The sequence below is a fragment of the Castellaniella sp. GW247-6E4 genome (genome assembly GCF_040276065.1).
In the GTDB taxonomy this organism is placed as follows: Bacteria; Pseudomonadota; Gammaproteobacteria; order Burkholderiales; family Burkholderiaceae_B; genus Castellaniella.
This window is the reverse complement of record NZ_JBELOI010000008.1, coordinates 74,868-89,177: the sequence shown is the minus strand read 5'-3', so window position 1 is coordinate 89,177 and position 14,310 is coordinate 74,868. Positions and strand designations below refer to the sequence as shown.

General features: G+C 66.8%; 15 protein-coding genes. 4 read left to right on the top strand and 11 right to left on the bottom strand.

Annotation, left to right across the window (positions count from 1 at the left end):
* Positions 1-14 precede the first annotated feature (14 nt).
* Positions 15-1,808, bottom strand: coding sequence for an ABCB family ABC transporter ATP-binding protein/permease (locus ABS761_RS11230; protein ID WP_350408410.1), 1,794 nt, complete (start codon positions 1,806-1,808; stop codon positions 15-17).
* 88 nt (positions 1,809-1,896) lie between these two features.
* Between ABS761_RS11230 and ABS761_RS11225 the strand changes: the two genes are divergently transcribed.
* Together ABS761_RS11225 and ABS761_RS11220 are read left to right on the top strand one after the other, a co-directional pair.
* The gene (locus tag ABS761_RS11225) at positions 1,897-2,400 is read left to right on the top strand and encodes an RNA polymerase sigma factor (protein ID WP_350408409.1); all 504 of its coding nucleotides are present in this window, start codon (positions 1,897-1,899) and stop codon (positions 2,398-2,400) included.
* Positions 2,397-2,879 carry a hypothetical protein gene (locus ABS761_RS11220; protein ID WP_350408408.1) on the top strand — a complete coding sequence of 161 codons (483 nt, stop codon included), beginning with the start codon at positions 2,397-2,399 and terminating at the stop codon, positions 2,877-2,879. Before ABS761_RS11225 ends, ABS761_RS11220 begins: the two co-directional genes overlap by 4 nt.
* Positions 2,880-2,915: 36 nt before the next feature.
* On the opposite strand, the gene ABS761_RS11215 is transcribed toward ABS761_RS11220, so the two are convergent.
* From ABS761_RS11215 to ABS761_RS11175, 9 genes are all read right to left on the bottom strand, one after another.
* The gene (locus ABS761_RS11215; protein ID WP_350408407.1) at positions 2,916-3,344 is read right to left on the bottom strand and encodes a MerR family transcriptional regulator; all 429 of its coding nucleotides are present in this window, start codon (positions 3,342-3,344) and stop codon (positions 2,916-2,918) included.
* Complete coding sequence (locus ABS761_RS11210; protein ID WP_350408406.1) at positions 3,341-3,652, bottom strand: integration host factor subunit alpha; 312 nt, start codon at positions 3,650-3,652, stop codon at positions 3,341-3,343. Before ABS761_RS11210 ends, ABS761_RS11215 begins: the two co-directional genes overlap by 4 nt.
* 11 nt (positions 3,653-3,663) lie before the next feature.
* A complete protein-coding gene (pheT, locus tag ABS761_RS11205) occupies positions 3,664-6,069 on the bottom strand; it encodes a phenylalanine--tRNA ligase subunit beta (RefSeq protein ID WP_350408405.1) in 2,406 nt (801 codons plus the stop codon).
* A 39-nt stretch (positions 6,070-6,108) separates the two neighbouring features.
* Positions 6,109-7,131, bottom strand: coding sequence for a phenylalanine--tRNA ligase subunit alpha (gene pheS, locus ABS761_RS11200; protein ID WP_350408404.1), 1,023 nt, complete (start codon positions 7,129-7,131; stop codon positions 6,109-6,111).
* 84 nt (positions 7,132-7,215) lie between these two features.
* On the bottom strand, positions 7,216-7,575 hold the full coding sequence (gene rplT / locus ABS761_RS11195; protein ID WP_350408403.1) for a 50S ribosomal protein L20: 360 nt from the start codon (positions 7,573-7,575) through the stop codon (positions 7,216-7,218).
* A 12-nt stretch (positions 7,576-7,587) separates the two neighbouring features.
* Complete coding sequence (gene rpmI / locus ABS761_RS11190) at positions 7,588-7,785, bottom strand: 50S ribosomal protein L35 (RefSeq protein WP_350408402.1); 198 nt, start codon at positions 7,783-7,785, stop codon at positions 7,588-7,590.
* Positions 7,786-8,002: 217 nt separating this feature from the next.
* Positions 8,003-8,248 carry an accessory factor UbiK family protein gene (locus ABS761_RS11185; protein ID WP_350408401.1) on the bottom strand — a complete coding sequence of 82 codons (246 nt, stop codon included), beginning with the start codon at positions 8,246-8,248 and terminating at the stop codon, positions 8,003-8,005.
* Between the two features lie 46 nt (positions 8,249-8,294).
* Positions 8,295-9,803 carry a YifB family Mg chelatase-like AAA ATPase gene (locus ABS761_RS11180; RefSeq protein WP_350408400.1) on the bottom strand — a complete coding sequence of 503 codons (1,509 nt, stop codon included), beginning with the start codon at positions 9,801-9,803 and terminating at the stop codon, positions 8,295-8,297.
* 153 nt (positions 9,804-9,956) lie between these two features.
* On the bottom strand, positions 9,957-10,361 hold the full coding sequence (locus tag ABS761_RS11175) for a hypothetical protein (protein ID WP_350408399.1): 405 nt from the start codon (positions 10,359-10,361) through the stop codon (positions 9,957-9,959).
* Between the two features lie 519 nt (positions 10,362-10,880).
* Between ABS761_RS11175 and ABS761_RS11170 the strand changes: the two genes are divergently transcribed.
* Both ABS761_RS11170 and ABS761_RS11165 read left to right on the top strand, forming a co-directional pair.
* Positions 10,881-11,219 carry a P-II family nitrogen regulator gene (locus ABS761_RS11170; RefSeq protein WP_350408398.1) on the top strand — a complete coding sequence of 113 codons (339 nt, stop codon included), beginning with the start codon at positions 10,881-10,883 and terminating at the stop codon, positions 11,217-11,219.
* 30 nt (positions 11,220-11,249) lie between these two features.
* Positions 11,250-12,479, top strand: coding sequence for an ammonium transporter (locus tag ABS761_RS11165; protein WP_350408397.1), 1,230 nt, complete (start codon positions 11,250-11,252; stop codon positions 12,477-12,479).
* 92 nt (positions 12,480-12,571) lie between these two features.
* Here ABS761_RS11165 and ptsP read toward each other — a convergent pair whose 3' ends face one another.
* The gene (gene ptsP, locus ABS761_RS11160) at positions 12,572-14,224 is read right to left on the bottom strand and encodes a phosphoenolpyruvate--protein phosphotransferase (RefSeq protein ID WP_502881419.1); all 1,653 of its coding nucleotides are present in this window, start codon (positions 14,222-14,224) and stop codon (positions 12,572-12,574) included.
* Positions 14,225-14,310 lie beyond the last annotated feature (86 nt).

Sequence of the window (14,310 nt, the reverse complement as noted above, 5' to 3'; positions counted from 1 at the left end):
CGGTACTGTATCGGTCAAATACCCACGTCTGTTTCCTGGCCCGATTGCTGCAGCCGCCACATCCTCGCATAGCGGCCGTCCAGGGCCAGCAGACTGGCGTGGTCGCCCTCCTCGGCCACCCGTCCGGCCTCGAGCACAATAATCCGGTCCGCATCGACGACGGTGGATAGCCGATGCGCAATGATCAGCGTGGTGCGATTCCGGGCAATCTGGGCAAGCTCGTCCTGGATGGCGCGTTCGGTGCGCGTGTCCAGTGCGCTGGTCGCCTCGTCGAACACCAGGATGGGCGGATCCTTGAGCAAGGTGCGGGCAATGGCCACGCGCTGCTTCTCGCCGCCGGATAGTTTTAGCCCGCGCTCACCCACCGGTGTGTCGTAGCCCTTGGGCAGGGACTGGATGAAGGTGTGGATGTGAGCAGCCCGAGCCGCGCGTTCGATGGCCGCCTGGTCGGCGCCGGGCCGGCCATAGGCGATGTTGTAGGCGATGGTGTCGTTGAACAGCACCGTATCCTGGGGCACGATGCCGATGTGGGCGCGCAGACTCGCCTGTGTATAGCCGCGCACGTCCCGTCCGTCGACCAGCACCGCGCCGCCATCGGCGTCGTAGAAGCGAAACAACAGGCGCGACAACGTGGATTTTCCGGCGCCCGAGGCGCCCACCACCGCCACCGTCGCGCCGGCGGGAACGTCGAAGCTCACGCCGTGGAGGATCCGGCGGTCGGGCTCGTAGCCAAAGACCACGTCCTGGAAGCGCAGCGCCGCCCGACGCGTGGCCAGCGGGCGCGCACCCGGTTGGTCGGCAACCTCCTGGCGATTGTCCAGCAGATCGAACATGCGCTCCATGTCGGCCAGGGCGTGCTTGATCTCGCGATACACGAAGCCCAGGAAATTCAAAGGCGCATAGAGCTGGGTCAGATAGGCCGAGACCAGCACGACGTCGCCCACGGTCATGGTGCCCTGCACCACACCCGCCGCGGAACGCCACAACAGCGCCGTGATGCCCAGGGTAATGATCACGCCCTGCCCCATGTTCAGCAGGTTAAGCGATACCTGGTTGCGCACCGCCGAATCGACCCAACGCGCCATGTCCTGGTCGTAGCGCCGGTGTTCGTAGGCCTCGTTGCCGAAATACTTGACCGTCTCGTAGTTGATCAAGGCATCGACCGCCTTGCCGTTGGCCTGGCTATCGAGCGCGTTCATGCTGCGTCGATAAACCATGCGCCGCTCCGTCACCAGCAAGGTGAACGCGACATACGCGGCGATCGTCCCCAGCGTGAGGGCGGCAAAGGTCCAGTCGTAGCGCCACAACAGCACCGCGGTCACCATTGCGATCTCGAGCAAGGTGGGCAGGATGTTGAAGACCGTGAAATTCAGCAGGAAGCCGATGCCCTTGGTACCGCGCTCGATGTCGCGGCTGAGACCTCCGGTGCGGCGCTGCATGTGAAAGCGCAGCGACAGGGACAGGAGATGTTCGAACACCTGGCTCGCGACCCGGCGGATGGCGCCTTGTGTCACGCGTGCGAACAAGGCATCGCGCAGTTCACCAAACACGCTGGTTGACAGGCGCGCCAGACCATAGCCCAGCAGAGCCGCCACGGGCAGGGCCAGCAGGTTCGCGGGCATGCCCAAGGCATCGACCAGGTCCTTGAGATAGAGCGGCGTTGAAACATTGGCGAGCTTGGCCAGCACCAGGCAGGCGAACGCGAGCGCGACCCGCCCCCGGAAGGCCCAGACATAGGGCCAGAGCGCGCGCAAGGTTTGCCAATCATCGCGCCGCGCGGGCGCTGGAGCGGTATGAAAACGAGGCATGAAGGACCACGGAAGAAGGCGGGCAGCGCATACAATACGGAAATCGGCATGCCCAAAAATCGGCCGGGAATCGGCTGGGAATGATTGTATGACTGTTTCCGTATTCGACTACGAGGGCGAACTCTCGGCCTGCGCCGCAGGGGACCGGACCGCCTTCGAGGCGCTCTATGCGCACGAGGCCCCCGCCATGCTGGCGCTGGGCCGCGCCATGCTGGGCGAGCGGGCCGAAGACCTCGTGCACGAGACCTTCGTGCTCATCTGGCGCAACGCCGCCGGCTACAGTCCCGCGATCGGTACGGCCAGGGCCTGGATCTACAGCATCCTGCGCTACCGTGCCCTGGCACACCTGCGGCAAGGCCCGCGCCCCGATCCGGCCAGGCCCTTGCCCGAGCCGGCCAAGCCCCGGGCACACACCCGACTGACCGAGGCGCTGGACCGCCTGCCCGAAGGCCCGCGGGCAGCCCTGCGGCTGGCCTACCTGCACGGGCTCGACTATCCGCAACTGGCCGCCCGCCTGGGCGGGACCGAGGACGCCGTGCGCACCGAAACCCGCCGGGCGCTGGCGCAACTGGATCAGGCGATCCTCGCATGAAAGCCCCGTCCCGCGCCTACACCGATCTCGACATCGCCGAATGCGTGCTGGGCCTCACCCCGCCAGAAGACACGGCGGCGATCCAGGCATGGCTCGCCCAGGATGACGCTGCCGCCGCCTGCGCCCTCAAGTGGGAAGCCTACCTGCTGGACATCGCCGATGAACTGCCGGGCCTGCCGCCCGCCCCCGAGCTCCAGGCCCGGATTCAGGCGAGCCTCGGGTTCGCCGCCGCGTCCGACGACGCGCCGGTCATATTCGAGGGTCGCACCGTCGCAGCCACCCGCGCCCGCCACAAGCGGCCCACGCGACTGCGCCGCGGCCGGGTCGCCGCCGTGGCGGCCGTCTTGGCCACCCTGGCTCTGGCGACCGTGATCGGCATGGCGCTGCTGCGCCCCGCCCCCCAGAAAGCAACCGAGCGCACCTTGCAGCTCACCCCCGTCAACCCCGCGCTGCCGATACCCTCGCAGCCGGCGCGCTGAGGCGCCGCCGGGATACGCAAAGGCTTGGCGGGTGGGTTACAGATCGAGCAGGCCGCTGGTCTGCCGGGACACGGACGACCGATCCCCAAGCGCCTGGGACAGGCTCTCGCGGATATGCTGCAGATCGCCTCGCAAGGCCTGGAGCTCGGCGGCCGTCAGGCGCACCGCGGCGTCCTGGTCGTGCGGCATCTCGCCGCCATCGCCCAGACGGTTGCGTGCGCCCGCGATCGTGAACCCCTGCTCGTAGAGCAGGTCGCGGATGCGGCGCACCAACAGGACCTCATGGTGCTGGTAATAGCGGCGGTTGCCCCGGCGCTTGACCGGTTTGAGCTGCGTGAACTCCTGCTCCCAGTACCGCAGGATGTGTGGCTTGACGCCACACAGCTCGCTGACCTCACCAATGGTGAAATAGCGTTTTGCTGGAATCGGCGGCAGAACGACGGGCGCAGGGCTGCTGGTGCTCATGTGCGTTCACCTCCCGCCTGACCGACGCCGTCCTTGAGCTTCTGGCTCGCGTGGAAGGTCACGACGCGGCGCGCCGCAATGGGGATGACCTCGCCGGTCTTGGGATTGCGGCCCGGGCGCGGCGGCTTGTTGCGCACCTGAAAACTGCCGAAACCAGAGAGTTTGACCTCGGTGCCATTCACCAGCGCGTCGCGGATCTCGGCAAAGAAGGTGTCGACCACGTCTTTGGCCTCGCGCTTGTTCAGCCCCACCCGCTCGAACAGAAGCTCGGCCAAGTCGGCCTTGGTCAGGGTACGATCCGTATTCACAAACAGCCCTCCTAGGAACGCAAGCGAGCCCCATGCGCCTGCACCAGCGCATCCAGCAGGCGTTGCGTGCAATATTCGATCTGGCGATCATCCAGCGTCGCATCCTGCCCCTGGAACCAGAATCGCAGCGCAAGGCTCTTGGTCCGGGCATCGTTCTTGTCGCGCCAGATGTCGAACAGTTTAATGTCTTTGACCACCGAGAGCGCAACATCGGTGGCGATCTGGTGTAAAAGAGTGTCAAGAATGGCTTGCCAGGCTACGCCGGCGTCCACCCAAACGGCCAGGTCGCGCACGACGACCGGTTGCCGCGACAGCTCGGCGGGACGCGGAAACACGCGCTCGCCGAGCTGGCGCGCATCGACCTCGAAGACCACCGGCGCGTGCGCCAGATCCAGCGCCTGCGCCCAGCGCGGGTGAACCTCGCCTAGCCAGCCGATCACCCGCCCATCGAGCAGCAGGCGTGCCGAGCGTCCTGGATGCAGGGCCGGAGTCGCGGCCGGCTCGCAGCGCAGGCCCGCGCCGCGCGCACCCAGCAAGGATTCCAGGTCACGCTTGACGTCAAAGAAGTCCACTGGGCGCACAGCCTCGCCCCACTGCTCGGGCACGGCCGGGCCCCACGCGGCACCGGCCAGGCGGATCGGCTGGGCAACCCCCGCCACCTCGAGGTCTCCGTCGGCCACCCGGGGATCGCGGGAGAACACGCGGCCAAGCTCGAAGACCCTTACGCGGCTTTGCTTGCGCTTGGCGTTATGGGCAATGTTGTCGAGCAGGCCGCCGATCAGGCTTGAGCGCATCACGGCCAGTTGGCTGGCGATCGGGTTGAGCAGCCGGATGGGATCGGCATTGCCGACGTAATCCCGCTCCCAGGCCTCCTCGACGAACGAGAAATTGATGACCTCTTGGTAATCCAGCCCCGCCATCGCGGCCCGCATGGCGTGCGGGCCGTACAGGGTTTCCGGAACCGTGCGTATTTTGGCCCGGGCGAGCGGCGGCAGATCGGGGATCCGGTCAAAGCCATAGATGCGGGCGACCTCCTCGATCAAGTCTTCTTCGATGGCCAGATCAAAACGCGCCGAAGGCGGGGTGACGACGAAATCCTCGCCTTCGCGAACGAACGCAAAACCCAGGCGGGAGAATACCTGGGCGACGGCTTCGCCCTCGACCGGCACGCCCAGCACCCGCCGGCAACGCGCCAGGCGCATGCGCACGGGCGCGCGCTCGGGCAGGCGCAGGATCTGATCGTCGATGGGGCCGGCCTGCCCGCCGCAGATATCCAGCACCAGCCGCGTCATGATCTGCAAGTGCTCGGCGATCGATTCGAAATCCACGCCGCGTTCGAAACGATGGCTGGCCTCGGACGAGAACTTATAGCGGCGCGCGCGCCCCATGATGGCCTCGGGCCACCAGAACGCCGCCTCGATATAGATGTCGGTGGTGTCCAGCGTCACGGCGCTGGCCTCGCCGCCCATGATGCCGGCCAGGCTCTCGAGCCCATCGTCCGTGCCGATCACGCCCACGTCCGGCGCCAGCTCGACGGTCTGGCCGTTGAGCAGGTGCAGCGACTCGCCCGCCCGCGCCCAGCGAACGGTCAAACCGCCGCGGATCCGCTGCAGGTCGAACACATGCGTCGGACGGCCGAGCTCCAGCATGACGTAGTTGGAAATGTCGACCAGCGCGGAAACGCTACGCTGGCCCGCACGCTCGAGGCGCGCCTTCATCCAGGCGGGCGTCGCCGCGCGCGCGTCGACCCCGCGCACAATGCGGCCGGCAAAGCGGCCGCACAGGTCCGGGGCCTCGACCTTGACGGCCAGGCGATCGGAAATCGCCACCTGGACCTCGGGTACCTTGAGGGCTCGCAGAGCGCAGCCCGTGAGGGCCGAGACCTCGCGCGCAACCCCCAGGATCGACAGGCAGTCGGCGCGGTTGGGCGTGAGCTTGACGGTGAACACCGTATCGTCGAGCTCGAGCGCCTCGCGCAGCGACCGGCCCGGCACCAAGCCGGAATCAAGCTCGAGCAGCCCGGAGTGGTCCTGCGACAGGCCCAATTCGCGGGCCGAGCACAACATCCCCATCGATTCGACCCCGCGCATCTTGACCGGGCCGATATGCATATCGCCGGGCAGCCGCGCGCCCACCCGCGCGAGCGGCACCACCAGGCCGGCGGCCGCGTTGGGGGCACCGCACACGATCTGCACGGACGCGCCCGTGCCGTCGTCCACCCGGCATACGCGCAGCTTGTCGGCATCGGGATGCGCCTCGACCTCGAGGATGCGCGCCACGACGACGCCGGAAAATGGCGGCGCGAACGGCTCGGCCTCCTCGACCTCTAGGCCGGCCATGGTCAGACGATGCGAAAGCTCGTCTGTATCGATCTCCGGATTGGCCCAGGCGCGCAGCCAGGATTCGGGAAATTGCATGATTCGGATTCCGTCTGGGGAATGGCCAGAAGCCAGTCCCTAGTGATTGAACTGACGCAGAAAGCGCAAGTCGCCCTCGAAGAACTGCCGCAGGTCGTCGACCCCATAGCGCAACATGGTCAGGCGCTCGAGGCCCGAGCCGAAGGCGAAGCCGATGTAGCGTTCGGGATCAAGGCCGAAATTGCGCACCACCTGGGGATGCACCTGGCCAGAGCCCGAAATCTCGAGCCAGCGACCCTGGTTGGGGCCCGAGGTGAACATCATGTCGATCTCGGCCGAAGGCTCGGTGAACGGGAAGAACGAGGGCCGGAAGCGCAAGGTCAGGTCATCGGTCTCGAAGAAGGCACGCAGAAAATCGGTGTAGACGCCCTTGAGGTCGGCGAACGAGATATCCTCGGCAATCCACAGGCCCTCGACCTGGTGGAACATCGGGGAGTGCGTTGCATCGCTGTCGACGCGATAGGTACGACCCGGGGCGATGACCTTGATCGGCGGCGTGTTCATGCGGGCGTAGCGCACTTGCATGGGACTGGTATGGGTGCGCAGCACCAGCGGCAGCCCACCGGCGTCCTTCATATCCACATAGAAGGTGTCCTGCATCGAGCGGGCGGGGTGGTTTTCCGGGTTGTTCAGCGCGGTGAAATTGGTCCAGTCGTTTTCGATCTCGGGACCATCGGCGACATCGAAACCGATCGAGCGGAAAATCGCCTCGACGCGCTGCCACGTGCGGATCACCGGATGGATGCCGCCCATCGGGCGCCCCCGGCCGGGCAATGTCACGTCTATGGTTTCGGCCGCCAGCCGCTGGTCGAGCACCGCTTGCGCCAGTTCGGCGCGGCGCGTGTTGAGCAGGCTCTCGATGCGCTGCTTGGCCTGATTGATCCGCGCGCCCCGCTCGCGCTTCTCATCGGGATCCAGCCCCGCCAAGCCCTTGAGCAGTGCAGTCAGCGAACCTTGCTTGCCGAGGAACGCGGCTTTTTCATTTTCAAGGGCGGCCGCGTCGGCCGCCAGGGCGAATCGGTCCCCGGCCTGGGTGATCAGCTCGTCGAGCGTAGTGGTCATGATGCTGTCCATCTATGCATGCAAAACGGGGCCCACACGAGCCCCGTTCGCAATGATACAGAATCGGCAATGAAACTGTGCCGGTCAGGCGGCCAGCGCGGACTTGGCTTGGGCGACGACGGCGGCAAAGCCTGCCTTGTCGCGGACGGCCATATCGGCCAGGACCTTGCGATCCAGGTCGATCGAAGCCTTTTTCAGGCCGGCGATGAACACGCTGTAGGAGACGCCCAGTTCGCGGCAGGCCGCGTTGATACGGGTGATCCACAGGGCGCGGAAGGTGCGTTTTTTATTGCGGCGGTCGCGATAGGCATATTGCCCAGCGCGCATGACCGCCTGCTTGGCGATCCGAAATACGTTGCCGCGGCGGCCACGGTAACCCTTGGCGGCCTTGAGGACTTTTTTATGGCGTGCACGTGCGGTGACGCCGCGTTTGACACGAGGCATATGATTCTCCGATCAGGCGAAAGGCAACATCGCCTTAACCGAGGCGACATCTGAGTCATGGACAGCGGTCGAACCGCGCAACTGACGTTTGTTCTTGGTGGTTTTCTTGGTCAGGATATGACGCTTGAAAGCCTGGCCGCGCTTGATGGAACCACTGCCGCGAACCTTAAAGCGCTTGGCGGCGCCTTTCTTGCTCTTCATCTTGGGCATGACGATACTCTGTTGACTTACGAAACCAGGTGACCCGCCGATCCGGCATGGGTGCTTCACCGACCTGGGATTCGCGCTTGCAAACCCCCGCTTGTGTCGCGCAACCTGCGACCAAACGGGCTAAGGGGGTATGCGCCCCCTAACGCCTCTCCATTTAAGAATCACCCAGGCGATCCAACCTGAATGATCAAGGAAAAGCCATTGATTATATGATGGATTATTCTGACTTGTCGAGTCGCTCGAGCGACTCGACGCGCGCCTCGAGCGTCTCGATCCGGTCGATGGCGCGCGCCAGCAGGCCGGCCTGCACGTCGAACTCCTCGCGGGTGATCAGATCCATGCGGGCGAAAGTCTGGGCCATCAGCGCCTTCATGTTGCGCTCGATATCGGCGGCTGGCGTCTTGGCCAGCAGCTCGGACATGTTCTTTTGAAAATCATCCAACCATTGATTGGGCGCGATCATGGAGCCTCCGTCCAGCGATGTGGTGTCAATCCCTCATTTTACTCGCTCAGGACGTCTCGGGTCGGTAGCGCATGGCCTCGGCGAGATGTCCGGACCGGACGCCCGGGGCCTCAGCCAGATCGGCGATGGTGAGCGCCACTCGCAGCACGCGATGGGCGCCGCGCGCCGACCAGGCCCAGCGGCGGCCGGCCTCGGCCAGCAGGGTCAGGCCCACGTCGTCCAGGCGCGCATGGCGCTGCAGGGCGGCGGCCTTCAAAGCGGCATTGGGCACGCCCTGGCGCTCGAGCTGGATGCGGCGTGCCCTTGCCACCCGCCGCCGCACCTGCGCCGAGGGCTCCCCCGCGGGCGCGTGGGCCCAAACCTCCTCGGACGCCAGCGCCAGGTGCAAATCGATGCGATCGAGGAGAGGACCCGACAGGCGCGCGCGATAGCGCTCGATGCGTTCGGGCGTGCAGCGACAGTCTCGACGGGGGTGCCCCCGCCAGCCGCAAGGACAGGGATTCATGGCGGCGACCAGTTGGAAATCCGCCGGAAACCGGCAAGTCCCGGCAGCCCGGGCAATCGAAACATGGCCGGTTTCCAGGGGTTCGCGCAGAGCCTCGAGCGCGCGGCGCTCGAACTCGGGCAACTCATCGAGGAACAGTACGCCATGGTGGGCGAGGCTGATTTCCCCGGGGCGCGGCCGCACGCCCCCGCCCACCAGCGCGGCCATCGAGGCCGAGTGGTGTGGCGCGCGAAACGGCGGCGCACCCGGGTGCACGCACTCGAGTCCGCCGGCACTCAGGACGGCGGCCACCTCGAGCGCCTGAGAGGCTGGCAGCCGCGGCAGAATGCCCGGCAGGCGCTGGGCCAACATGCTCTTGCCCACTCCCGGCGGGCCGCACATGAGCAGGCTGTGACGCCCCGCCGCCGCGATCTCGAGCGCGCGGCGTGCGATCACCTGGCCACGCACATCCGACAGGCAGGGCAGCTCGGCCGGATCGAGCGCCGCCGGCACGGGTGCAATCGCGGCGTCCAGGGCGCCCGCACCCGAAAAATGCCCCACCACCTCGCTCAATGTGCCGGCCTGCAGGACCGTCAGCCCTGGCACTTGGGCGGCCACCGACGCGGCATCCGGGGGCAGGACGAGAATGGCGCCCGGGGCGCTGCGCGCGACCTGGAGCGCGATGGCCAGCGGTGCGCCGGCGGCGGTGATGGCGCCGGTCAGGGACAATTCCCCGGCAAACACGTAGGCACGCAGATCGGGGGCCTCACCCCCGGGCGCCGCGACCTGCCCCGAAGCCAGCAGGACGCCCAGCGCGATGGGCAGGTCGAAGCGGCCGGACTCCTTGGGCAACTCGGCCGGCGCCAGGTTGGCCGTGATGCGCCCCGCCGGAAACTCGAACCCGCTATTGACGATGGCCGAGCGCACGCGCTCGCGGCTCTCGCGCACGTCCGCGCCGGGCAGGCCCACCAGGTGGAACGCCGGCAGGCCAGCCCCCACGTGAACCTCGACGCGCACGGCATGGGCCTGCAAACCGGACAGGGCGCGGCTCGTGAGCACGGCCAGGGACATGAGGCGACCTCCTGGGAATCAGCACCGGGGCGGGCCGGCGGCGGCCCGCCCCCTGAGCCGTTCAGTATGCCCGCCCGTGCCCCGTACAAGGATCAATAGGGGCCGGAACACCCATCGGGAAAAACCGCGAGGCGTGTGCTGGCCCCTTCAGGATTACTCGGCCTTCGGCGCGGATGAGCCGCTGCCGATGGACTTCTGGATGGCGGCATCCGCCTTGGCCGCGCCTTCGGCAATCGATTCGCGGGCGCTGTTGGCGGCGTCGCCCGCCTTGTCGGCCAGGGTCGACGCCCCTTCGGCAATCGCGGACCCCGCGGCGGCGGCCTGCTCCTTGGCGGAGGCGGCGGATTCCTCTAGCTTTTCGCTCATGGGCTGCTGACTGGACTGAGGCTGCGTGGCTGGAGGTTCTTCCTGCGGCGCCGGCGGCACGGGCGCCGGCGTGGGCGAGGAGGAGGGAGCGGGCGCGGCGGGCGGAACCGGCGCGTCTTCGCTCTTGGAACATGCGCCAAGCAGGCTCAGAGCGGCAACCATGGCGGCCAGAGTCAACGTTTTACGCGTCATATTCATGATCATCCCTATTCAAAATTCCGCAAGCGGTGGCGGAGTGCAATCAAGGACCGGCTTGTTACAACCGGCTTGGTTACAATTCTAGCCAGCTGCTGAATCCACCAGGCCGACCTCGTGTAAACACTAATTTCATACTTGCTGATTTAATGGCAAGGCGAATATCGAATCCCCTCAGCGGAATGCGTGCGCCCGCCAGATGCCCGGCGCGCGCGGGGCGCCAATATCCCGATACAAATCCCGGGCCCTCCTAAGCACTGGTTACATCCCTGGGGGCTCATTCGTCCCTTTCGCGCCACGCTCGCCGCCTCAATGCCCGCGACCGCGCGCCCGGCACCCGCACGCTTCCGGGTCGCGCCGATACGGTGCGGCCGCCCCAAATTGGTGCGGTTGGCCGCCTCTGGCGCGGCCCGCCCTCTCCCGCAAGCGCGCCGCGCCCCGGCCGCCTCGCGCTTTGCGCGGATTGGCACGCCTTTTGCTTGGTACGTCATGCCATCCAAGCAAAGGGAATTCATCATGAAATTGATCACTGCGATCATCAAACCGTTCAAGCTCGATGAGGTCCACGAGGCCCTCGTCCAGGCTGGCATCCAAGGCCTGACCGTCATTGAGGTCAAAGGGTTCGGGCGCCAAAAAGGCCACACCGAACTCTACCGGGGAGCCGAGTACAGCGTGGACTTCCTACCCAAGCTCGAGGTTCAGGTGGCGGTTTCGGACGATCAGGTCGAACTCGTCCTGGAGAGCCTGTGCGCCTCCGCACACACAGGCAAGATCGGCGACGGCAAGATCTTCGTCACGCCGCTGGAGCACGTGGTCCGCATCCGCACCGGCGAGTCCGGCGAGTCCGCGCTCTGACGCACCCAACCCCGACCAAGGAGTATCGAGATGGATAAAAGCGATCTGGCCTGGGTCACGGCATCCACCCTGCTGGTGCTGATGATGACCGTGCCGGGACTGGCCCTGTTCTACGGCGGCATGGCGCGCGCGCGCCATGTGCTGTCCGTGCTCACGCAGGTCCTGGGAACCTGCGCGCTCGCGCTTGCGCTGTGGTTCCTGTATGGCTATTCCCTGGCCTTCACCACCGGCTCGGGAGTGATCGGCGGATTCTCGCGACTGCTGTTCTCAGGCTTGTACACACCGGGCGGTGCCAGCACGATGCCCTTGGCCGGCGCGATTCCCGAAATGGCGTTCGCCGCCTTTCAGGCGACCTTCGCCGGCATCACCTGCGCACTGATCACCGGCAGCGTGGCCGAACGCGCCCGTTTCGGCGGCATGCTGTTGTTCACGGCGCTGTGGTTCACGCTGGCGTATCTGCCGATCGCCCACATGGTGTGGGCGCCGGACGGTTGGCTGCTGCGGCGCGGCGCCCTCGATTTCGCCGGCGGCACGGTGGTGCACATCAACGCCGGAGTGGCCGGCCTGGTATGCGCGTGGCTGATCGGGCCGCGCAAGGGCTACGGCCGCGAGGCCATGCCGCCGCACAATCTGCCGATGAACATGACCGGCGCCGCTTTGCTGTGGGTGGGCTGGTTCGGCTTCAACGCCGGCTCGGCCCTGGGCATCAATGAGGTGGCGGTCCTGGCGTTCATCAACACCCTGCTGGCCACAGCGGGCGCGATTCTCGCCTGGTCGCTGATCGAGCGTCTGACCAAGGGCAGGGCCTCTCTGCTGGGCGCCACCTCCGGCGCGGTGGCAGGCCTGGTGGGCATCACGCCGGCCGCCGGCCTGGTCGCGCCCGGCGGCGCGCTGCTGATCGGCCTCCTGGCTGCGGCGGCGGGCGTCTACGGGGTCAATCGCCTCAAGCGCCTGCTGCGCGCCGACGACACCTTCGATGTATTCGGCATCCACGGCGTGTGCGGCATCGTGGGCGCGCTGTTGACCGGGGTCTTCAATTCAGGCTCGCTCGGCGGCCCCGGCGGTGCCGGCGCGGGCCCCATGCTGGCACAGGTCTGGCTGCAGTTCGAAGGCGTGCTGGTGACCATCGCCTGGTCCGCCATCGCGGCTTGGATCGCCTACCGGATCGCGGACAAGGCCTGCGGAATGCGCTGCTCGCCCGAGGACGAGCAACGCGGCCTGGACCAGGCCGACCACGGTGAGACCGCGTACCAGCGCTGAGGCATCCGCAACCGGGGAAAGGTCCCGGCCGCAAGGCCGGGACCTTCGGCGTTTAGGGGCCACATCCCCGCAAGCGGGCCGAGGCCCCCCCATCAGGACAGCGTCGCCAGGTCGATGCGCTCGGCGCGGTTCAGGGCCGAGGCCACCTTGACGCGCAACGCGTTGGAATGCGCTTGGCGGATTTCCTTCTTGACGTCCAACAACTGCTGCGGATGCATGGAAAAGCCCGTCAGGCCCAAACCCAGCAGCATGCGGGTGGCGCGCGCGTCGCCCGCCATCTCGCCGCAGACGGAAACCGGCTTGCCGACACGTTCGCCCACGTTGATGGTGTGCGCGATCAGCCGCAGCACCGCGGGATGCATGGGATCGTACAGCGCCGCCACGTCCTTGTCGCCGCGATCGATGGCCAGCACATATTGGATCAGGTCGTTGGTGCCGATCGACAGGAAATCCAGCGCCTCGGCAAAGGGTTCGATGGCGATTGCCATCGCGGGTATCTCGACCATGGCGCCGATCTGTATGCCATCGGCATAGGGGATGCCTTCGTCCCGCAATTGCTCGGCGGCGCGTTCGATCGCGCGCTGGGCCGACCGGACCTCATGCATGTGCGAGATCATGGGCAACAGGATGCGGATGCTGCCGTGCCGCGAGGCCCGCAGCAAGGCCCGCAACTGTGTATTGAACATGTCCGGGTTCGCCAGGCAGTAACGGATCGCCCGCAAGCCCAGCGCCGGATTGGTCGCCACCGTCGCATCGCCGTCAAGCGTCTTGTCGGCGCCGATATCCAGGGTCCGGATGGTGACCGGCCGCCCGGCCATGAGGCTCGCAACGGACGCATAGGCGTCGTATTGCTCATTCTCGCTAGGCAACTGGGCGCGACCCATGAACAGGAATTCGCTGCGAAACAAGCCCACGCCCTCGGCGCCGGCCGCCAGGGCGTCGGCCGCCTCGTCGGGCAACTCGATATTGGCTTCCATCCGGATCTGCATGCCGTCCAGCGTGACGGCCGGCGCATGGCGCAGTTGCTGGAGCTCGGCGCGCTCGCGCAGGAACGCCGCCTGCCGCTCGCGGTACTCCTGCAAAATCCGCTCGGACGGATTCACCAGCACCACACCATTGACGCCGTCGACAATCAGCAGATCGCCATCGCGCACCAGCGCGCGCACATGGCCCATGCCCACCACGGCCGGCACGTTCAGACTACGCGCCACGATGGCGGTATGAGAGGTGGCCCCGCCCAGGTCTGTCAGAAAAGCGGAGAACTTGCCGGTGCGCAGGCGCATCATGTCCGCCGGCGAAATATCGCGCGCGACCACGATGAAACTGCCATCGGCCTGAACCGTATCCAGGCTGGGCAGCCAGGTGGTGGAGCCCGACAGTACGCGCAGGACCCGCTCGATCACCTGCCGGATGTCGGCACCGCGCTCACGCAGATAGGCATCCTCCATCATCGAGAATTGCTCGACGAGGATCTGGCCCTGAGTCGCCAGCGCCCACTCCGCGTTGTAGTGGCGCTCGGAGATCAACTGGCAGGTCGATTGCACCAGCATCGGGTCCTCGAGCAGCATGCCGTGCACCGACAGCAGCGCAGCCAGCTCGCGCGGCGCGTCCGCCGGCAACGTGCCCGCCATCTGGCGCAGATCCGCCACCGCGGTCTCGACCGCGCGGCACAGGCGCTGGCTCTCGGCGTCGATGTTCTCCGGGCTCACGTGATAGTGGGCAACCTCGAGCGAGGCCGCGCTCATGACCACGGCCCGGCCGATCGTATAGCCCCTGACGACCCCTTGGCCGTGCAGGCACAGAGTCGGGGCGGACGGCGGGACGGTCGGTT